Here is a 19,790-nt window from a genome sequence, read left to right on the forward strand (position 1 = left end):
CTAGACAACCTCCTTAAAGGTCAGTAGCTTGTCGCGGTAGTACTCGTACTGCTTACGGCGAGCTTCAAGCTCGGCAGGGAGGCCGACACTGAGGTCCTTCACGAGAGCATCGAACTTATCGAGATCGGAGGAAATCCGACGCTGTTCATCGAGAGGAGGCAGGGGAACCGGATACTTCAAAAACATGGGGCGTCGCAGCGACGTAACAGAGGCATGAACCGAATTGCGCTCAAGATATCGCGCGAAATCAGTCACAAGGTAATGATAAATATATCGCGCGTCTACGCCCTCGTTCGGAACAATGCGATATGCGCGCTGGTGAAGTGCGTACTGACCGGTCGCGAAGTGGAAAACCTTCCCAACACCTACACCATCGCCAGCCGTAATGATTGCGCTTTCGTCGAAATCGAACGAGTCGAGGCGAAGAGGTTCTCGACCACGCGCATAGAACATGTACTCTCCGTCGGCCACAGCATCTTTGGTGTCGTGGCTGCCAGTGCCAATCGTCGCAATATCGCCAAGAAACGCGCGGTCAACTTCATCGCCGAAAGCAAGAAGACTACTCCTGTAGTATTCGTATTGGCGTCGACGAGCTTCCAGCTCCGCTTCCAGCTCCGCTTCCAGCTGAGTGAACTGATCCAATATTCTCACGATCTCCCGCTGAACCTCGGGAGGCGGGACGGGGATTCGGATCTTTGCAAGTGCGTCGCCGGAGACACGACGAACTTTAGTTCCGGTGATGTACCGGACTTTCTGCTCCTGAAACCGCTCGGACTGGAAGAAGTAGGAGACGTAGCGAGGATCGACCGTGTGTCGGTAGATGTATGCATCGCCGCTTACTGCGACTTCACCACGCCCAAGCCATGCGGTCGCTTTAGCCACCGCGGCATCATCCTCGCTCGTTGTCGCAATAACCAGATCGCCTGGGTTCGCACGTCGCAGCTTGGCAGCCAGTGCGGGATCGGTGAACGATTTCGTCGTCTCGGCCCAGACGCCGTAGTGGGTATGCACCTGACCGTAGTGAATAGCGGGCGCGCCCTCGTCGGTGAGGTCGGACTTCTGCAGGCCATTGCCGCGAATGAACTCGCCGATATCACCCAGCGTCTTGAACTCAACCCCCTCGGGTGCAAGCTCCGTGATCAGGCCGTCGATGTGGCTCACTTCATATCCTCCAGATCCGCCACGATCTTGTCGATGGAGGTACGCAGTTCTGCCTGCCGCGCGACGATCTGGGCAATCTCAGCGTTGAGTTCGGTGATATCGATGACCTCGCGCGTGTCTTCGGCTTCGACGTATGACGACACGGCGATGTTGTAGTCGTTGGCGGCGATGTCCTCGTTCGACACGAGCTTGGCGACGTGGTCGACATCTTCGCGAGTAGTGAAGTGCTCCAGGATGTGCTCCTGGTTCGCCGGCAGCAGCTTGTTCTTGTTGCCGACCCGGGCGAACTCGGCCGAGGCGTCGATGAAGAGCACCGCGTTGTCGGTCTTGGACTTCTTCAGCACGATGATGCAGGTCGCGATGGTGGTGCCGAAGAACAGATCCGGAGGCAGCTGGATCACGGCGTCCACGTAGTTGTTGTCGATGAGGTACTGACGGATTTTCCGCTCCGCACCGCCCCGATACAGCACCCCGGGGAACTCGACGATCGCCGCCGTGCCGTTCACCGACAGCCACGACAGGATGTGCATCGTGAACGCGAGATCAGCCTTTGACTTCGGCGCCAGCACACCGGCAGGGGCGAAGCGCTCGTCGTTGATGAGCAGCGGGTTCGCGTCGCCGTCCCACTTGATTGAGTAGGGCGGGTTGGAGACGATCGCCTCGAACGGCTCGTCGTCCCAGTGCTGCGGGTCGGTGAGGGTGTCGCCGTGCGCGATGTTGAACTTCTCGTAGTTCACGTCGTGCAGGAACATGTTGATGCGGGCGAGGTTGTACGTAGTCAGGTTGATCTCCTGACCGAAGAAGCCGCGCACGTTCTCACGCCCGAGCACCTTCGCGAACTTCAACAGCAACGAACCCGAACCTGCAGCTGGGTCGTACACCTTGTTCACCCGCTTCTTGCCGACCACGGTGATCTTCGCGAGAACCTCGGAGACCTCCTGCGGCGTGTAGTACTCGCCGCCGGACTTGCCGGCCTGCGAGGCGTACATCTGCATCAGGTACTCGTAGGCATCCCCGAACAGGTCGATCGAGTTGTCCTCGAAGTTCCCGAGTGGCAGGTCGCCGATCGCGTCGAGCAGCTTCACGAGCTTCTCGTTGCGTCTCGCGACCGTGTTGCCGAGCTTGGAGCTGTTGACGTCGAGGTCGTCGAACAGACCCTTCAGGTCGTCCTCGCTGTCGGTACCGACCGCCGAGCCCTCGATGTTCTTGAAAACCCGCTCCAGCGTCTCGTTGAGGTTCGCGTCACGCGGAGCCCGCTCACGCACGTTCTGGAACAGCTCCGAGGGCAGGACGTAGAAGCCCTTCTCAGCCACCGTCTCGGCACGGCCGTACTCGGCCTGCGCGTCGGGCAGGCGGGCGTAGTCGAAGCCAGCATCGCCCGCGTCGTGCTCGCCCTTATTGATGTAGGCCGTGAGGTTCTCGGAGATGAAGCGGTAGAAGAGCGTGCCCAGCACGTACGTCTTGAAGTCCCAGCCGTCGACGCTGCCGCGCAGGTCGTTCGCGATGCGCCAGATCGTCTTGTGCAGCTCGGCGCGCTGTCCTTCTTTTGTGGTCGGTGCCATGTAGTTCGTCTCCTGCGCCGAGGGCGCGTCTTAAGTTGTGTTCATAAACTTCTTCGAGCCTACCGACGGCCACCGACGCCGACGAGTCGCCGCGCTGTCTGCCGCTGTAGTAGATATGGCCCCGGCCTTGCTGTGGTCACATGCGTCGGCCATCATCACGGCGCGCCCCGTTCGTCCGCCTCCCGAAGTCTCGTTCGTAGGGCGCGTCACGAGAGCCAGCGATTTGGCGTGCTCTCTCTGCGGCGAGTCGCTGAGCCTCTTCCTGAGCGGCACGCTCGCGGACGAGCTGCACCGCTTCATTTGGCCGAAGCGCATCGAGTTGGGTGAGGTAACGGCGATCCCGTGTCGCCTGCTCGCGCAGATTCTTGACCCGCGCGGCGACCGCATCTGTACGGCGGTTCTCAAGTACCCGCTCGTACAGGGCCGCGCGCTCTCGCGACTGACGGGTGGCGGTCTCGCTGACGATCTGATGGGCCTTCGTGGCTTCCGCGCGCGCTTCGATGATCTCGGGCGCATGGTCGGCCTGACGCTGGGCGACTGCCTCGGCCCATGCGGCGAGGCCACTCTCGCTGTGCGGAATGCTTTGCCACCTGACGTGCACGATGTGCTCTGCCGCCTCTCGACGAGCGTCTACGTCTTTCGCGGCGCGGGTTGCCGAGCGCTTTCGGAAACGGGGCGCGTTCGCTTTCGCGCGGTGTGCCGTGTATGCAGCCTGCTGCGCGGCCAGGAACTCGGCACCGTCCGTCGCTGCTTCCTGGGCAAGCGATTCCACAACACCCGCGAGAAGTGCGGCAACCTTCGCATCGGCAGCTGCCGCCAGCTCGCGCTGCGGCTCGTACTCGGCCTTGTGCCGCTCGGACTGGTCACGCAACGTGGCGGCTGCCGACACCCAGCGCTCTCGCTCTGCATCGGCCTTCGCGATCCGCTCGATGACGCGGTCACGCTCTGCGTTCACGATAGACATAAACCCGTTCGCAACGAGGCCCACGACGGCCTCACGGGCGCGCTCGGTGGCCTCTTCCAAGCCGCGGTCGGCGCGGTCTCGGGCGAGTGCTTCGACGAACTGCTGCTTCGCGTCGTCGAGGTCGGCGGCGACGACGTGCAGGGTGTTCATCTCGCGGCCGCGAGTCATGCCCACGTAGACACCAGCTGCGTCGAGCGCGTCGGTGAGCATCGTGTGTGCTGCGTTCACGGTCGCACCCTGGACACCGTAGGCGGTGACCGAATATGCCAGGTGCGTGTCCTCGGTCACGTACTCCGCCGGCAGTGTCACGGTGCGCTGCTGCTTCCGGCCGTTGACGGTCTCCACGACGCTCAGCGCGCCGTCGTCGCCGACGTGCTGAACCGTCCAGGTCTGCCGGTTTGCGACGCCGAGTGTGCTCTCGTTGCGACGGGTCTGGATCACATCTCCGGCACCGATGGGGAGCCCGTCGTTACCGAACACCGTTCGCACGTCGTCGACCTCGCCGCGTTCAACGCGCTCGGCGCGGATGCGTTCGTTCAGCGTCCGTACTTCGTCGTTTGTGGCGGCAGTGATCGCCTTCTCCGGGCACGCAGTCTTCGTGATGGTCTCCTGTATGTCGTCATCGCACTCGTGAAGCTTGATGAGCCCGAGCGCGTTGAGCTGGTCGAAGATCGCGGCGGGGTTGCGGCCGTGCCGCAGTTCGAGCGTGAGCGCTGCGTAGGCATCATCGGTGAAACGGTGCAGGCTGGTCATGTCGACAACAGCCGGGGTGAGGCGGGCGGCGAAGTCGAGCACACCGCCGCGCCCGACCGCAGGGAGTTGCGCTCGATCGCCAACAAGCGCGATGGTGGCGCCGGCTTCGTCGGCAACGCGCAACAGTGCGAGTGCGCTGTCTTGGTCGAGCATTCCGGCTTCGTCGACGACGATCCGCTCCCCCTTCGCGAGCCGTGCTTCCGTCACTGGGCCCCGGTAGGTTCTGCCGGTTTCGGGGTCAGTGTCGCCGGGCTGCAGGCGCGTCCATACGCCGTCGCTGTTCCACCGGAATCCGTGCGCGTAGACGAGCGACGCAACGGAGTCGGTGGGGATGCCGGGTTCTTGGGCTGCCACGTCGGCGGCTTTCTTCGTCGGCGTCACGACCCGCGTCGAGCGGCCCTCCGCCGCCGCGACAGCGATGGCAGCCTTGAGCATCGTGGTCTTGCCCGCTCCGGCCGCCCCTTCGATCACGACGAGCGGACTGGCGGATGCAATCGCTTCGGCTGCGCACTCCTGATCGTCATCCAGTCCCGCCCGTGCAGCGAGTGGGTGGAGATCCTTGACGGGCTCGGTGGACTGCTCCGCGCGTGCAGTGAGCAGGTCGCGCAGTTCCGCCTCTGCCGCGACGACGCGCAGCGAGGTGAGATGCGCGACGTGTTCCGGTGTCGGTGCGCCGGGCGGGAGCACCGAGAAGCAAGTCTCCGCCGCAAGCTCAGCCGCGAGTTGCACGAAGTTGCGCACCTCGTGCGGGCTTGCTTGCACGCCATGCTCGGTCGTGATCCTCGTGATGTATTCGCGCAGCGTGTGCACCGTCCACGCCGACGCATCTGCGGCGCAGCGGTCGAGCGCACGCGATGCGATCTCCTCGATGTGCAGCTCATCCAGCGTGACGGGTGCGATGCGCCGCGCGCGAGGCAGGTTCGGTGTGTAGCCGGCGTCTTCGAGTTCGGCGCGCCAGCCGGCTTCGCTGCCGAGCACCGTGGGCTTCTTGCCTGGTCGCTCGTGCTCCCACGCCTTCGCCTTCAACCTCGCCCGCACGACCGGACCGGGCTCCTCGCCGGGATGGGCTGTTTCCCACTCGGCTTCGAAGCGGGCGAGGTTGCGTTCGACCTGCGCACCGCGCTTCGACATCACCGCGTTGAACGGCTCCAGCTCCGCAACCTCACCGGTCGCCGGGTCGAGGGTAAGTCCGTGCTGGTCGAGCACCGTGGCAAGCCGTGGGTGCGCGGCGATGATCGCGGTACCGAGTGCGCGGATCGCGCCCTGCTGTTTGAACAGTGCGGCGGTGTCGAGGCCGCGCCACTTGCCTGCGGCGTGGACGCGGGCGCCGATCTGGAAGTGGATGTGTCGGTGCGGGTCACCGGCCCGGCTGGTCTTGTGCGCGACGGTGACGGTCTGCAATTGCTGCACCGGCACGATCTCGCGTGCGTTCCGCGGGCCGACGCGGGTGACGGAGTGTTCGGCGAGCCAGCGGCGAATCTCGGAGGCCGCGTCCTGCTGTGCTGCGTCGAGTGCCTCCGAGACTTCCGGGTGTAGGGCAGCGGCGATCGAGAGCGATTTCGGTGCGTTGATGACCATCTCTGCGAAGCGTGGCGATTCCTTCGATCTGTCGCTTGCCGCTCGGAGCGTTCCCATCGAGGTGCCCGTGATCGGGTCAGTCCAATCGACCCAGGCCGCGTAGCCTTCCGGGTCGAGCGTTCTCGTTGCTATGGCTTCTCCGTCGTGGCCGCTCACAGCGAACTCGGCGAGCGCAGTGCCGCCCTCCAGGTAGTACTCGTCGGCGTTGGACCTGTCCGACTCCAGGTAGCGGCGTGCGGCGGCACCGGTGCCGCGGAACAGGATCACGCCGCCCTTCATCTTGGGCCCCCTCACGATTCGTCTCATGAGGGAGGTGCGCACGCCCCACCATCGGTGGCATACGTCCATAAATCAGTTGTCGGACAGGAGGGGAATCGAGAGACGGCGTCTCGCAGGCGTGAGATTCGCGGAGTCGCAAGGCGTGATGAAGATCGCGTTGGGCATCGAAGCAGCTTCTGCGGTTGACGACGCTGAGCACTGGCAAGGATGAGACGAAGCAGAGAGGGTCAGCTCCCAGAGGGGAGCTTCACGGTCCGGGAAAATTTCCGCCACCGTCAGGAACTCCGCGGCGTCCCAATAATTGGGAGGCCAGCAGCGGAGGTTCCGACGCGAGAATCACGGTGGCGACAATTTGCCGGAGCCGTGGGGGTGCCGAATCGGCCCTCCCGCACTCGGGTCTTTGACGGTGGTGCCGAATCGACACCACCGTGGTTTTGGACCTTGCGGCGAGCAGAAGACTTGTTCGCCAGTCCGCGCCAGCGTGACCACGGTGCAAGTACCGTAGCTCACTCTGACAGGTACGGCAAGCAAACGGAGAGCACCTCCGGGCGCACTCCCAGCCTTCACAGCAGATCGCTTTCGAGGCGGCTGCCCGCGGTGCCGAGCATCACCGTGAACGCGTCGTCCATGATGTCGGCGGTGACCGGGTCGACCATCTCGGCGGTGACGACGTAGTTGCTGCGGGTGACCAGTTCGTTCGCGTGACCGAGCAGGCGAGAGGCGAGGGTGATGCCTGCCGCTGCGTCGATGATCGTCGCGGTGGTGCGGCGGAAGATGTGCGTCGAGAACTCGGTCGGGTCGATGCCCGCCCGCTGCAGGGCTTCCGCGTTGTCGTCGACGAAGGTGCGCAGCAGGCGCTCGTAGTTGCTGACGCTGAGCGGTCGTCCGGTCTTGGTCGAGAACAGGAACGCCTCCGGGTCACGATCAGCGGTCGCGAGCTGATGGCGGATCGCCGCGGCGGAGAAGCTCGGCAGCGCAACGCGGCGCTTCTGCCGTGAGCGTTTCGGGGTGTTCTTCCGGTACAGCCCATTCGCTTTGCTCTGCTTGATGGTGCCGGCGATGAGCACTGTCGCGGGGCGTGAGGTCACATCCACGTCGCATCGGCGCAGGCCGAGCACTTCGCCGATGCGGGCGCTGGTGCCGATCATGATCCACATCACGTGCTCCAGCACCGCGACGTTCGGGCGCGGCCCGTGGCCGTCGCCGTCCTTGCGCCAGTCGTGGATGAGGCTCTGCACCACCATCACCTGCGCGGGGTCCAGCACAGATTCCTTCTTCTCCGGCAGCGGCAGGCGTCTCGCGTCACGGATCGGGTTCGCGGTGAGCACCTCGTGCTCGATCCCGGTCTGGCACACCTGGGAGAGCACGCTCCTGGCACGCCTCGCGGCGGAGAGCGACTTCTGCTCGCGGATCGACTGGAGGATGCGGTTGCAGCGCAGCACGCTGAGATCCTTCAGCGGAAGGTTGCCGCAGGCGGGGTTCACGACATGTTTGATCGTCGAGCGGTAGGACTCCATCGTGGTGTCCTCGACGGTCTGCGACTGCTCCTTCTCGTAGACGAACACCTCACACGCCTGGGCGATCGTGGCGTCCAGGGCGAGCACGGGGCCGACGGTGCGGTAGCGGATGTCTTCGGCCAGCTTCGCGAGACCCGTGCGGGCTTCATCCTCGGTGTCGCCGGTGGCTTTCAGTCGGCGTAGTTCGCCGACCTCGTCGCGCATCTTCGCGGTGGCCTGCGCGCGGCCGGATGCGAGGGTGCGGATCTGGATCGCGCCGATCTCGCCGGGTTCGAGCCTCGGCCTAGCCATGCCGCACCAGCTCCTGGAACCAGGCGAGCACCTCGGGGCGCAGGTAGCGCACGTGGCGCCCGACACGACGGAAAGGCGGGCCGCTGTTCGTCTGCCGCCATTCCTCGATGGTACGCGGCGAGACCTGCAGCAGCTCGGCGACCTGCTCGCCGGTCATGATCAGGGGCTCGTCTCGGGTATCCATACCCCATAGGTGCGCACGCCACACCACGGCCGTTGCGGCCAGTGCGCGGGTGATACGGAACAACCCGTGCCACGCCTCGGCGAGCATCCTCCGAAAGGGGTTTTGGACCCCGTTTAGGACCCCGCGGCCGGTTTTCGAGTACCCAGGAACCATGAAACTCCTCCGATTCCCGCGGAATCGGAGGAGTTTTGCGCTGGGGTACCTGGACTCGAACCAAGAACAACTGAACCAGAATCAGCCGTGTTGCCAATTACACCATACCCCAAGGGCGGAACCGGAGCCCCGCACCGAGGTTCAAGCTTACCCGAGGCCCGGCCAGGAGCCAAACCGGGCGCGCCGCCCGCGTGTGGCGCGCTCAGACCTGCACGACGTGGCCGGACTGGCGTGCGCGGATCCACGGCGAGAGGTCGAACCCCTGTGCGCGGGCGGTCGCCAGGAACTCCGCCTCCACGTCGTCGGAGATCTCCGGGGTCCGTGAGAGCAGCCACAGGTAGCGCCGATCCGGCGTGCCGACGAGCGCCGTGGTGTAGTCGGCGTCGATCCGCAGCACCCAGTAGTCCGCCCGTGTGAACGGGATCCATCGGAGCCCCTCCGGGAGGAAGGTCACCCGCAGCCGCCCCGGATGCCCCTCGACCGGTTCCGCCTGGCCGACCGCCTGCGTCGGCTGACCGTCGGCGTCCAGGCATCGGTTGTCGACGCGGACGGTGCCGTCCTCGTTCTGCGCGTACTCGGCGGTCACGTCGCTGGCCTCGTCGTCCTCGAACCGGAGCGGCAGGCGCCCGACCTCGAACCACAGCCCGAGGTAACGAAACAGCTCCAGCTCAGGCACCGATGTCACATCCTGCATGCCTCCCCCTTCGTCCGGCGTCCGCCGGGTCAGTGCGTGATCGTCGTCTGCTGGTACAGCGCGAGACGAGGCTGGCCGTCCACACGGCGATAGACGCTCGACATCAGTGCGGTGAACGGTTCCGCGTCCGCGCCCGGGTCGTCGTCGCGGGACGCGACCGCGCGATAGATCAGCGCTGCGGCATCGTCACCCATCGGCAGATGACGCTCGTCGCTCAGCTCGTAGCGGGCCCACGGCGGAGCCGCGTCGAGCGAGGCGGCGACCTCGTCCCGGCCCATCACGGCACCGTTCACCAGCACCATGACCGCGTCCGGGAGCATCAGCTCGCCGTAGAACGCCCCGCCCTGCCCGGAGCACAGCGCCCGCCAGCCCCGATGCTCGAGCTCGAACAGCTCATCCTTGCCGAGTGCGCGCATACCGTCACGCTACGTGCGCCCTGCTTCCGCCGGAAGCCCCCTTCCGTCCCCGCCCGCCCTGAGGTATGGGGCCCGGAACCGGCGCGCCACTCCGGATCGGGGCGCGACGCGGGTGTTCGGGGCACGCCCCGGCTCCAAATCCCCCCAATCTCGGCCCCAAACCCGGCCCAGGAATCACGGGGGCACCACGCGGGATTGGGGCCCGGTACGGGGGTTCGGGGCGCGAGATGGCCCCGAATCCCCCCGAACTCGGCCCCAAACCGGTCCCAGACTCCCGTCAGCGGGCGAGGAACTCGGCGAGGGAGGTGAGACGACGCAGGGTCTCCTCCTTGCCGAGGAGCTCCATCGACTCGAACAGCGGCGGCGACACCCGGCGGCCGGTCAGCGCCACCCGAGGCGGACCGTAAGCGACACGGGGCTTGAGTCCCAGGCCGTCCACGAGCGCGGCGGACAGCGTCTCCTGGATGGCGGACGGCGTGAAGTCCTCCAGCGGCTCCAGCGCGTCCACGCAGGCGGTCAGCACCTCGGCGGCGTTGCCCGGCAGTCCCTTGAGCGCATCCTCCTCGTACGAGACCGTCTCCGCGAACAGGAACCCGAGCATGCCCGGGACCTCGCCGAGCAGCTGCACGCGCTCCTGCACGAGCGGCGCCGCACGGAACGCGAGCACGATCTGCTCATGCGTCGGCTCCCCGCCGAACACGTCCGCCGCCGCGAGGTACGGCAGGATCCGCTCGGCGAAGTCCTTGGGCTCCAGCATCCGGATGTGGTCGCCGTTGATGGACTCGGCCTTCTTCTGATCGAAGCGCGCGGGGTTCGGGTTCACGTTCTCGATGTCGAATGCGGCGGTGAACTCCTCCAGCGAGAACACGTCGCGATCCGGGCCGATCGACCAGCCGAGCAGGGCCAGGTAGTTCAGCAGCCCCTCGTGGATGAAGCCGCGCTCGCGGTGCAGGAACAGGTCGGCCTGCGGGTCGCGCTTGGAGAGCTTCTTGTTGCCGGTCTCGCCGAGGACGAGCGGCATGTGGGCGAAACGCGGGACGAAGGTCGTGACCCCGGCATCGATGAGCGCCGCGTAGAGGGCGAGCTGGCGGGCGGTGGACGGCATGAGGTCCTCGCCGCGGAGCACGTGGGTGATCCCCATCAGCGCGTCGTCCACCGGGTTCACGAACGTGTACAGCGGCACCCCGTTCGGACGCACGATCACGAAGTCGGGGAAGGATCCGGCGGGGAACGTGACCTCGCCGCGGATCAGGTCGACGTACGTGACGTCCTCGTCCGGCACCCGCAGGCGCAGCGCCGGCTGACGCCCCTCGGCGCGGAAGGCGGCCTTCTGCTCGTCGGTGAGATCGCGGTCGTAGTTGTCGTAGCCGAGCTGCTTGGCGCGTCCGTTCGCCTCGTTGCGGGCGTCGATCTCCTCCGCCGTCGAGAAGCTCTCGTAGACGCTTCCCGCGGCGATGAGCTTGTCCAGCACCTCACGGTAGATGTCATGGCGCTCGGACTGCCGGTACGGAGCGTGCGGCCCGCCGACCTCGACGCCCTCGTCCCAGTCGATCTTCAGCCAGGTGAGCGCGTCGACGAGCTGGCGGAAGCTCTCCTCGCTGTCGCGCGCGGCGTCCGTGTCCTCGATGCGGAACACGAGCTTTCCGCCGGTGTGACGCGCGTAGGCCCAGTTGTACAGGGCGGTGCGGACCATGCCGACGTGCGGCAGGCCTGTCGGCGACGGGCAGAAGCGGACACGCACATCCGAGCCGGTGGCGGTCGTGGTGCGGGGATCGGGAGTAGCCATAGCCCTTCGATTCTAGTTGTCGGCCGTCTCTCCCATGGTGCGCGGTGCGTTCGTCGTCACCGCGACGGCGGCGGTGTGCCTGAGCGGAAGCATGCCGTCCTCGGCATGCTCATCGACGATCTCCTCGAAGGCCGCCCGGAAACGACGTCTCTCGCGGTCGTCGAGGCCGACGAAGCGCGCCCCCGCGCCGGCGACGCCGCCCTCCACCGACGCCCACAGCGCCGCGGGTCGCACCCGCCACACCCACGAATGCTCCCGGACGCTCACGCGTCGGTCCCCCTCCTCCCATCCCGCGTCACGGAGCATGCCCTCGAACCCGTCGACCGAGCGCTCGAAATCGTTCTCCGGAGCCAACCGCGCAGGAGGCGCCTCGGGCAGACCCGCGCGGGTCACGACGGAGGCCCAGAACCAGGAGGGGGACACGACCCACGTCGTGGCGACCGCGACGAGCCGGCTCACGCGGCCCAGCTCCCGCGCCGAGGCGCGCGGATCCTCCACGTGGTTCAGGACGAAGTTCGCGACGACCGCGTCGAACGCGTCATCCGCGTACGGAAGGACGGGCAGTCCGCCGGGCTCCATCCGGAGTGCCGGGTGGCGTTCCCGCGCGACGTCGCGCATGCTCTCCTCCGGCTCGCAGGCCGTGACCGCCCAGCCCGCCCGCGCCAGCAGCGCGGAGACGTCGCCCGGGCCCGCGCCGACGTCCAGCAGGGTGCCCCCGTCCGGCGCTCCGAGCGCCGCGACGATGGGACCGCTCGTCCCCGCGCACAGGTCGGCGTACGACGCAGCGTACGCCGGCCCTGTCCCCTGCCACCCCATCAGGCGCCGTCGACGGGCTTGCGCCACACGGAGACGTGCGAGGTGCTCTCCCCGGTGAACGGCGTCCGGTCCCAGTCCGCGTAGCGGGCGACCGGCTCCAGTCCCGCCAGACGCGCCATCAGATCGAGCTCCGACGGCCACACGAAACGAAAGTGATGGGGGCGATGCTGGAAGCGTCCATCGGTCTCCCGGACGTAGTGGTGGGAGACAGCGCGCTGGGTGACGAGGTCGTACTGGTCGAATCCGAGGTGCCCCTCCGAGATGTCGAACGGCACCGCGTCGTGTCCCGGCGGCATGGAGCGGAGCGACGGAACGCCGACCTCGACGACGAAGTGCCCGCCGGGGTCCAGGTGCCGGGCGGCGTTGCGGAAGCACTCGACCTGCGCATCCTGGGTGTACAGGTTCCCGATCGTGTTGAACACGAGGTACACCAGGGAGAAGCGCTGATCCAGCCGGGTGGTGGCCATGTCTCCGATCACCACCGGGATCGCGTCGGTCTTCTCCCGCAGCTTCGCGGCCATCTCCGGGGAGTACTCGATCCCGTGGACGGGCACGCCGCGCTCGCGCAGGGGCACCGCGACCCGCCCGGTACCGATGGCGAACTCCAACGCGGATCCGTCGCCGGCGAGCTCCGCGAGGAAGCCGGAGGTCGCCGCAAGCAGCTCCGGGGCGAACATCGGGTCGTCGGGGTCGTCGTAGTGGTCGGCCTGCTCGTTCGTCCAGAGGTCGCTGGGAACCGCGTCGTCCGTCATGACCATCACCCTACAAACCCCGGGCTGCCTCGTGCCGCGGTACGTCTCCGGCGGAGACCTCTCGGATCAGCGGACCGGCTCGTCGCCCTTCTCCGCCGGTCGGGTCGTTCTCCGCGCCGGTCGGACGGTCCTCCCGAGCGCTCAGCGACGGGCGAGCGGGGCGAGGACGACGATCGCGGCGACCACCACCAGAGCCGCGGCGGCGAGTCCGCCGTAGCCGAAGTTCGTCAGCACGATGCCCGCGCCGGCGGCGCCCGCCGCGGCGGTGAGGCTCATCAGCGAGTCGCTGAGGCCCTGACGCCGCGGGCGCCGCTCCAGGGCCGAGGCCTCCGTGAGAAGCGCCGCGCCGGACACGGTCGCCGCGCTCCAGCCCAGTCCCAGGAGGATCAGCGCCGCCATGACGCCGCCGGGGCTCTCCCCCGCCGCGATCGCGATCACGAGGGACGCCACGAGCATCGCCTGCCCCACGAGGATCACCGGAACGCGTCCCCAGCGGTCCGCGAGCATGCCGAAGACCGGGGACAACCCGTACATCCCCGCCACGTGGAGGCCGATGGTCATCCCGACGAGGAAGGTCACGTCGGTGGTGCTCGCCCCGTGCCCGCCGTGGGCCATGTGCGCCAGATGCACGGGGGTCATCGCCATCACCGATGCCATGACCGCGTGGGATCCGGCGACCGCGAAGATCGCATATCGAGCGGCGATCGGACGATCCACCGCCGCTCCTACCGCAGCCGCGCCGCCCGGGCGGTCGCCCACCGCCAGCGCGGTGAGCAGCGGATCCGGACGCAGCGCCACGAGGTAGAGGATCAGCGCGAGCGACTGCCCGACGAGCGAGAAGACGTACGAGCCGGTCAGCGGCGGCATCCCCAGCCAGTGTCCGAGGTGCTCCCCCGGCGACAGGAGGAACGGCCCCGCCACACCGCCGATGGTCGTGGACCACACCACGACGGACAGGTCACGGCCGCGGTGGCGCGGCTCGGCCAGGTCGGTCGCGGCGAACCGGGACTGGAGGTTCCCGGCGTTGCCCATCCCGATGAGGATCACGCCCGCCAGCAGGACAGGGAAGACGCGCACGGAGGCCGCGAGGATCACGATGACGACGCCGACCAACGCGAGGATGTTGCCCGCGGTGAGCGCGAACCGGCGCCCGAAGCGGCTCGCGGCGCGGGCGAGCGGTATCGCGGCGAGCGCCGCCCCGAGCGTCACCGAGGCGGTCGCCAGACCGGACAGCGCGTCGTCCCCGGAGATGTCTGCGGCGAGGAGGGCACCCAGCGACACGGTCGCGCCGAACGCGATCCCGCCGAGCACCTGGCCCAGGGCCAGGACTCCGACCGTCCGGCGCTGGATGCCCGCGATCTGCGCCTCGGTGGGCGCGGTCACGGTCACGACAGCGGGAGGGCGTCGCGCACCGAGTTGCGCAGCACCCCGATGCCGGAGACCTCGACCTCGACGCTGTCGCCGGCCTCGAACGTGCCGACGCCCGCGGGCGTGCCGGTCATGATGACGTCGCCGGGGAGCAGGGTGAACACGGCCGACGCGTACTCGATGATCGCGCCGACGGAGTGGATCATGTCCGTGAGCGGCGCCTGCTGCCGGGTCTGGCCGTTGACGCTCGTGCGGATCGTCGCGGACGACGGGTCGAACTCGGTCTCGATCACCGGTCCCAGCGGGCAGAACGTGTCGAAGCCCTTCGCCCGGGACCACTGCCCGTCCTTGCGCTGGAGGTCGCGGGCCGTGACGTCGTTGCCCACGGTGTACCCGAACACGTAGTCCGCCGCGTTCTCCGCGCGGACGTTCTTGGCGATCCGCCCGATCACGACGGCCAGCTCGCCCTCGTACTCGGTCCGCTCCGACAGCGCCGGCCGCACGATCGTGTCCCCCGGGCCGATCACGGAGGTGTTCGGCTTCAGGAACAGCAGCGGCTCCTCGGGGGCGACGCCGCCCATCTCGGCGGCGTGGTCGTGGTAGTTCTTGCCCACGCACACGACCTTGGACCGGGGGATCACCGGGGCCAGCAGCGCGGCGTCCGCGAGGGGGATCCGCTCCCCCGTCGTCTCGTATCCGGCGAACATCGGGTCGCCCGCGAGGACGACCAGCTCCTGCTCGTCGACGATGCCGTACTGGATGCCGTCGTTGTGGCTGAACCGCGCGATCTTCACCGCTTCAGCCTATCGATGCGGACGACGCCGAGGGCGGGAACGCGGGTTCGGGCGCCGGAGAACGTCGCGCGGCCCCTCGGAGCGAACCGATGCCGGCGACCCCGAGGGGACGCCGGCATCGGCGTGCCGGAGACGCGGTCAGGCGTCCAGGCGGAGAAGCCAGCCGTGCCGGTCCTCGCGGCGTCCGTACTGGATGTCGGTGAGCTCCTCGCGCAGGGACAGGGCGAGCTCGCCCGACGGTTGCACGTCCTCGAACCCCTCGCCCTTCAGCGTGCCGATGGGTGTCACCACCGCGGCGGTGCCGCACGCGAACACCTCGACGATGTCGCCCGAGGCGACCCCGTCGCGCCACTCCTGGAGGGACACCGGACGACGCTCGACGACGTGCCCGCGGTCCTCGGCGAGCTGCAGCACCGAGTCGCGCGTGATGCCCTCGAGGATGCTGTCGGACGCGGGCGTGACGATGCGGCCGTCCTTGTAGACGAAGACGACGTTCATGCCGCCGAGCTCCTCGACGTTGCGGTCCTGATCCAGGAAGACGACCTGGTCACAGCCGTGCTCCGCCGCCTCCGCCTGCGGCCGGAGGCTCGAGGCGTAGTTGCCGCCGGTCTTCGCCGCGCCGGTGCCGCCCTTGCCCGCACGTGCGTAGTTCTCGCTGAGCCAGATGCTGACCGGCTTCACGCCGCCCTTGAAGTAGGCGCCTGCCGGGCTCGCGATCAGGTAGTACGCCACCTTCTTCGCGGGCCGGACGCCCAGGAACGCCTCCTTGGCGAACATGAACGGGCGCAGGTACAGGCTCTGGTCCGCGGCCGTGGGCACCCAGTCGCCGTCCACGGCGATGAGCTCGCGCAGCGACTGGACGAAGTACTCGGTCGGCAGCTCCGGCAGCGCGAGCCGGCGGGCGCTGGCCTGCATGCGTGCCGCGTTGCGGTCCGGCCGGAACGTGTGGACGGATCCGTCGGCGTGGCGGTACGCCTTGATGCCCTCGAAGATCTCCTGGGCGTAGTGCAGCACCGCAGCGGCCGGATCGAGCGAGATCGGACCGTACGGCTGGACGCGCGGACGGTGCCAACCGCCGTGCTCGGACCAGCAGATGTCGACCATGTGGTCGGTGAAGTTCGTCCCGAAGCCCGGGTTCTCGAGGATCTCCGCGCGCTGGGCGGGGCTCTTCGCGGCGAGGTTCCTGGTCACGGTGAACGTGAGCGGTGCGGTGGCGGTGTCGGTCATGTCACATCCTGCGGTCGGTCGGGGCGGCGGCGTGCGCTGATCTCAGGTTACGCCTGGAGCCGGGCGATGATCGCGTCGCCCACCTCTGCGGTGGATCGCGACGCGCCTTCCTCACGCGCGGCGATGTCCGCCTCCACGGCCCGCTGGACGCGGCGGGACTGGTCCGTGAGGCCGAGGTGGTCCAGCAGCAGCGAGACCGACAGGATGGCGGCGGTCGGGTCCGCCTTCTGGAGACCGGCGATGTCGGGCGCCGAGCCGTGCACCGGCTCGAACATCGACGGGAACTCCCCCGCCGGGTTGATGTTGCCGGACGCGGCGAGCCCGATGCCGCCGGTGACCGCCCCGGCGAGATCCGTGAGGATGTCGCCGAACAGGTTGTCGGTGACGATGACGTCGAAGCGGGACGGCTGCGTCACGAGGAAGATGGTCGCGGCGTCCACGTGCAGGTAGTCGACCTCCACGTGCGGATGCTCGGCGGCCACCGCGTCCACGATCCGCTTCCAGATCGCTCCCGCGTGCACGAGCACGTTGGTCTTGTGCACGAGCGTCAGCTTCTTCCGCCGGCGCTCGGCGAGATCGAACGCGTAGCGCACGACGCGTTCGACGCCGAAGGCGGTGTTGACGCTCGTCTCGTTCGCGATCTCGTGCGGCGTGCCGGTGCGGATGGACCCGCCGTTGCCGACGTACGGCCCCTCCGTGCCCTCGCGCACCACGACGAAGTCGACGTCGCCGGGAGCCGCGAGCGGACCCGGCGCGCCGGGGTACAGCTTCGACGGGCGCAGGTTCACGTAGTGGTCGAGCGCGAAGCGGAGCCGGAGCAGCAGCCCCCGCTCGATGTTCGCGTCCTTCAGCCGCGGGTCGCCGGGGACGCCGCCGACGGCGCCCAGCAGGATCGCGTCGTGGGAGCGGATCGCCTCCAGGTCGGCGTCGGTGAGCGTGTCGCCCGTGTCGAGAAAGCGCGCGGCACCGAGCGAGAAGCGGGTCCTCTTGAACGTCACGTCCGCGCCGGCGGTGACGGCGTCGAGGACCTTCTCCGCCTCGGCGACGACCTCGGGACCGATGCCGTCTCCGGGGATGACGGCCAGTTTCACGACGCGGGACATGGGGCTCCTTGCGGGACTCTCTGCGGGTGGAGGGTCCCAGGCTATCGGGAGCCGGGGACCCTCTCCGTCCGCGTTTCACTCCGCGGCGGGCGACCCGCGCTCAGGAGCGAGGACTCGTCCGCAGCGTCACGAGGGCGATCAGGGCGGCGAGGACGACGAGGCCGGCGCCGATGAGGGAGGTCACGCCCACCCCCGACTCGAACGCGGCGACCGCCGCCTGCCAGATCTGGCCGCTCAGCGGCTCCGCGAGATCGTGCGACACCGTGTACGCGCCGGCCAGCGTCTCGCGCGCCGCGTCCGCCGCGTCCGCGTCGAGGCCGGCGGGCAGCACGAGGGCGCCGCGATAGAAGGCCGTGATGATCCCGCCGAGGATCGCGGTGCCGAGGACGGCGCCGAGCTCGTACGCCGTCTCGGACACGGCCGAGGCCGCTCCGGCCTTCTCGGCGGGGGCGTTGGCGAGGATGAGCTCGTTCGAGATCGTCTCGGCCGCGCCGATCCCGATCCCGAGCGCGACGAACGCCAGGATCAGCGCCACGATGTGCTCGCCGGCGAAGGCCACCAGCAGGTACCCGCCGACGGAGAACACGAGCGCCGCGGGGATCAGGATGTGCGGCGACACACGGCGCGAGATCGGCACGATCGCCAGTCCCGACACGATCATCGCCGCCATGCCCGGCACGAGCGCGAGGCCGGCGACCATCGGAGCGAGCCCGAGCACGAGCTGCAGGTGCTGCGACACGTAGTAGAGGAAGCCGACCAGGGCGACGACGCTGAAGAGGTTCACCAGGATCGCGCCGGAGAACCCGCCCCGGCGGAACAGTGCCATGTCGAGCATCGGGATGTCGGCGCGGAGCTGGCGTCGCACGAACAGCGCGCCCATCACGATCCCCAGCAGCGCCCAGGCGGCGCCCAGGACCGTCGGCCCGTCGACGGCGAAGGACTTGATCGCGTAGACGACCGGGATCATCGCCGCCATAGAGAGCAGGATGCTGAGGGGGTCCACGCGCCCCGGGTTCGGGTCGCGGCTCTCCGGCACCAGCAGCGGCGCGCCGATCAGCAGCGGGATGAGCACGGGCACGGCGATGAGGAACACGGATCCCCAGGCGAAGTGCTCGATCAGGAATCCGCCGACGATCGGCCCGAGGGCGGAGCCCGCCGAGAAGGCGGATGCCCACACGGCGATCGCGAGGCGGCGCTGGTCCCGGTTGGTGAAGATGGAGCGCAGCAGCGACAGGGTCGAGGGCATCAGCATGGCGCCGAAGAAGCCCAGCAGCGCTCGCGCCGCGATGAGCAGCGCGGCGGTCGGGGCGAAGGCCGCGAGGGCGCTGACCGCGGCGAACCCGGTCGCGCCGATCAACAGCATGCGACGGCGTCCGAACCGGTCGCCGAGGTTCCCCATCGTCACGAGGAGCCCGGCGAGCACAAGCGGGTACACGTCGATGATCCAGAGCTGCTCCGCCCCGCTCGGCGCGAGGGCGAGGGAGATCTCGGGCAGGGCGAAGCTGAGGACCGTGTTGTCGACCGAGACGAGCAGCACGGGGAGCATCAGCACCGCCAGCGCCGCCCAGGCGCGGGCTCCGGCGCGGGGCGCCTGCGTGCCGGCCGTCGGGGTGGACGCGGTGACGTGCATGGGTACCTCTCACAGTGTGGGCGACCGCGGGACCGCGATCGAAACTAAACCGTCTGGCTGGTATAGTAACAGGTGAAGCCGGCTCCGTCTGCGCGTTTCCCGAGCACGCGTGCCGGCGCGACGAGAGGAAGCCCCATGCCCCGCCCTCCCCTGGCCCGTGAGCGCGTGCTCGACGCGTACGAGGCGATCCTCATCGACGAGGGAGAGCGCGCGGCGACGGTCGAGGCCGTGGCCCGCGCGGCCGGGGTCTCCAAGGGCGGCCTGCTCTACCACTTCGCCTCCAAGGAGGAGCTCTCCGAAGGGCTGATGGCGCGCTTGGACGCGCTCGTGTCCGAGGACGTCGCCCGGATGACGGCCGCCCCGGAGGGCACCGTGGAGTACTACATCCGCACCTCGGTGATGGACGACGATCCGATCGACCGCGCGCTGGTCGCCACCTCGCGCCTGGCGCAGACGGGTCACCCCGCGGCAGTCGCGGCACTTCGGCGGGCACGCCAGCGCTGGGCGGACACCCTTCGTCCGGACGTCAGGGACGAGACGAGCCTGCACCTGGTCATGCTGCTCAGCGACGGCCTCTACTTCAACAACGCCCTCACGGCGAGCGATCAGGCACCGGGCCTCGACGGCGCCCCGCCGACCGGCGCCGCCCTCGACGCGCTCATCGCGCTGGTCCGCCGCGTCACCACCTGACCACGCTCCCGCCCCGCCGTGCCGCCGCCGGGACGGGCCGGCGGCCCGCCGGAGCTCCGGCGGGCCGCCGAA

At 68.4% G+C, this 19,790-nt stretch carries 16 protein-coding genes and 1 tRNA gene; 1 reads left to right on the top strand and 16 read right to left on the bottom strand.

What is annotated here, in order from left to right:
* The 16 genes from K8F61_RS06435 to K8F61_RS06510 all read right to left on the bottom strand — a co-directional run bounded on the left by K8F61_RS06435 (position 1) and on the right by K8F61_RS06510 (position 19,028).
* Positions 1 to 1,161: a restriction endonuclease subunit S gene (locus tag K8F61_RS06435; protein WP_231821089.1), complete on the bottom strand. Its 1,161-nt coding sequence runs from the start codon at positions 1,159 to 1,161 to the stop codon at positions 1 to 3.
* Positions 1,158 to 2,723 carry a type I restriction-modification system subunit M gene (locus tag K8F61_RS06440; protein ID WP_231821090.1) on the bottom strand — a complete coding sequence of 522 codons (1,566 nt, stop codon included), beginning with the start codon at positions 2,721 to 2,723 and terminating at the stop codon, positions 1,158 to 1,160. Before K8F61_RS06440 ends, K8F61_RS06435 begins: the two co-directional genes overlap by 4 nt.
* 136 nt (positions 2,724 to 2,859) lie before the next feature.
* A complete protein-coding gene (gene mobF / locus K8F61_RS06445; protein ID WP_231821091.1) occupies positions 2,860 to 6,297 on the bottom strand; it encodes a MobF family relaxase in 3,438 nt (1,145 codons plus the stop codon).
* A gap of 563 nt (positions 6,298 to 6,860) precedes the next feature.
* Complete coding sequence (locus tag K8F61_RS06450) at positions 6,861 to 8,171, bottom strand: tyrosine-type recombinase/integrase (protein WP_231821092.1); 1,311 nt, start codon at positions 8,169 to 8,171, stop codon at positions 6,861 to 6,863.
* Entirely contained in the window at positions 8,098 to 8,289 is a 192-nt protein-coding gene (locus K8F61_RS06455; RefSeq protein WP_231821093.1) for a helix-turn-helix transcriptional regulator, read from the bottom strand. The genes K8F61_RS06450 and K8F61_RS06455 overlap by 74 nt, the downstream gene beginning before the upstream one ends.
* 193 nt (positions 8,290 to 8,482) lie before the next feature.
* A tRNA-Gln gene (locus tag K8F61_RS06460) sits at positions 8,483 to 8,554 on the bottom strand.
* A 90-nt stretch (positions 8,555 to 8,644) separates the two neighbouring features.
* Positions 8,645 to 9,136, bottom strand: a complete 492-nt coding sequence (locus K8F61_RS06465; RefSeq protein ID WP_067245805.1) for a lipocalin family protein — start codon at positions 9,134 to 9,136, stop codon at positions 8,645 to 8,647.
* Between the two features lie 29 nt (positions 9,137 to 9,165).
* Positions 9,166 to 9,552 carry a nuclear transport factor 2 family protein gene (locus K8F61_RS06470; RefSeq protein ID WP_231821094.1) on the bottom strand — a complete coding sequence of 129 codons (387 nt, stop codon included), beginning with the start codon at positions 9,550 to 9,552 and terminating at the stop codon, positions 9,166 to 9,168.
* Positions 9,553 to 9,829: 277 nt separating this feature from the next.
* On the bottom strand, positions 9,830 to 11,338 hold the full coding sequence (gene gltX / locus K8F61_RS06475; protein WP_219085819.1) for a glutamate--tRNA ligase: 1,509 nt from the start codon (positions 11,336 to 11,338) through the stop codon (positions 9,830 to 9,832).
* Positions 11,339 to 11,350: 12 nt separating this feature from the next.
* Positions 11,351 to 12,154: a class I SAM-dependent methyltransferase gene (locus K8F61_RS06480; protein ID WP_231821095.1), complete on the bottom strand. Its 804-nt coding sequence runs from the start codon at positions 12,152 to 12,154 to the stop codon at positions 11,351 to 11,353.
* Positions 12,154 to 12,912, bottom strand: coding sequence for a class I SAM-dependent DNA methyltransferase (locus K8F61_RS06485; RefSeq protein ID WP_418888077.1), 759 nt, complete (start codon positions 12,910 to 12,912; stop codon positions 12,154 to 12,156). The genes K8F61_RS06480 and K8F61_RS06485 overlap by 1 nt, the downstream gene beginning before the upstream one ends.
* A 135-nt stretch (positions 12,913 to 13,047) precedes the next feature.
* Complete coding sequence (locus K8F61_RS06490; RefSeq protein WP_219085818.1) at positions 13,048 to 14,295, bottom strand: MFS transporter; 1,248 nt, start codon at positions 14,293 to 14,295, stop codon at positions 13,048 to 13,050.
* Positions 14,292 to 15,068, bottom strand: a complete 777-nt coding sequence (locus tag K8F61_RS06495; protein ID WP_219085817.1) for a fumarylacetoacetate hydrolase family protein — start codon at positions 15,066 to 15,068, stop codon at positions 14,292 to 14,294. Before K8F61_RS06495 ends, K8F61_RS06490 begins: the two co-directional genes overlap by 4 nt.
* Positions 15,069 to 15,206: 138 nt before the next feature.
* Positions 15,207 to 16,295 (bottom strand): branched-chain amino acid aminotransferase, encoded by a 1,089-nt coding sequence (locus tag K8F61_RS06500; RefSeq protein WP_231821098.1) that lies wholly within the window; start codon positions 16,293 to 16,295, stop codon positions 15,207 to 15,209.
* 47 nt (positions 16,296 to 16,342) lie between these two features.
* A complete protein-coding gene (locus K8F61_RS06505; protein ID WP_231821099.1) occupies positions 16,343 to 17,398 on the bottom strand; it encodes a 3-isopropylmalate dehydrogenase in 1,056 nt (351 codons plus the stop codon).
* A 100-nt stretch (positions 17,399 to 17,498) separates the two neighbouring features.
* The gene (locus K8F61_RS06510; protein WP_231821100.1) at positions 17,499 to 19,028 is read right to left on the bottom strand and encodes an MFS transporter; all 1,530 of its coding nucleotides are present in this window, start codon (positions 19,026 to 19,028) and stop codon (positions 17,499 to 17,501) included.
* 135 nt (positions 19,029 to 19,163) lie between these two features.
* On the opposite strand from K8F61_RS06510, the gene K8F61_RS06515 reads away from it, so the two are divergent.
* Positions 19,164 to 19,718 (top strand): TetR/AcrR family transcriptional regulator, encoded by a 555-nt coding sequence (locus tag K8F61_RS06515; protein WP_067245777.1) that lies wholly within the window; start codon positions 19,164 to 19,166, stop codon positions 19,716 to 19,718.
* The last annotated feature ends 72 nt before the right edge of the window (positions 19,719 to 19,790 follow it).

Origin of the sequence: Microbacterium resistens (genome assembly GCF_021172025.1) — a bacterium.
Classification (GTDB): Bacteria; Actinomycetota; Actinomycetes; order Actinomycetales; family Microbacteriaceae; genus Microbacterium; species Microbacterium resistens.

What these genes read in the sequence shown, in the direction of transcription:
- K8F61_RS06440 (WP_231821090.1), bottom strand. Translation starts at nt 2,723, where the DNA reads ATGGCACCGACCACAAAAGAAGGACAGCGCGCCGAGCTGCACAAGACG.
- mobF (WP_231821091.1), bottom strand. Translation starts at nt 6,297, where the DNA reads ATGAAGGGCGGCGTGATCCTGTTCCGCGGCACCGGTGCCGCCGCACGC.
- K8F61_RS06455 (WP_231821093.1), bottom strand. Translation starts at nt 8,289, where the DNA reads ATGGATACCCGAGACGAGCCCCTGATCATGACCGGCGAGCAGGTCGCC.
- K8F61_RS06465 (WP_067245805.1), bottom strand. Translation starts at nt 9,136, where the DNA reads ATGCAGGATGTGACATCGGTGCCTGAGCTGGAGCTGTTTCGTTACCTC.
- K8F61_RS06470 (WP_231821094.1), bottom strand. Translation starts at nt 9,552, where the DNA reads ATGCGCGCACTCGGCAAGGATGAGCTGTTCGAGCTCGAGCATCGGGGC.
- gltX (WP_219085819.1), bottom strand. Translation starts at nt 11,338, where the DNA reads ATGGCTACTCCCGATCCCCGCACCACGACCGCCACCGGCTCGGATGTG.
- K8F61_RS06480 (WP_231821095.1), bottom strand. Translation starts at nt 12,154, where the DNA reads ATGGGGTGGCAGGGGACAGGGCCGGCGTACGCTGCGTCGTACGCCGAC.
- K8F61_RS06485 (WP_418888077.1), bottom strand. Translation starts at nt 12,912, where the DNA reads ATGGTCATGACGGACGACGCGGTTCCCAGCGACCTCTGGACGAACGAG.
- K8F61_RS06500 (WP_231821098.1), bottom strand. Translation starts at nt 16,295, where the DNA reads ATGACCGACACCGCCACCGCACCGCTCACGTTCACCGTGACCAGGAAC.
- K8F61_RS06505 (WP_231821099.1), bottom strand. Translation starts at nt 17,398, where the DNA reads ATGTCCCGCGTCGTGAAACTGGCCGTCATCCCCGGAGACGGCATCGGT.
- K8F61_RS06510 (WP_231821100.1), bottom strand. Translation starts at nt 19,028, where the DNA reads ATGCACGTCACCGCGTCCACCCCGACGGCCGGCACGCAGGCGCCCCGC.
- K8F61_RS06515 (WP_067245777.1), top strand. Translation starts at nt 19,164, where the DNA reads ATGCCCCGCCCTCCCCTGGCCCGTGAGCGCGTGCTCGACGCGTACGAG.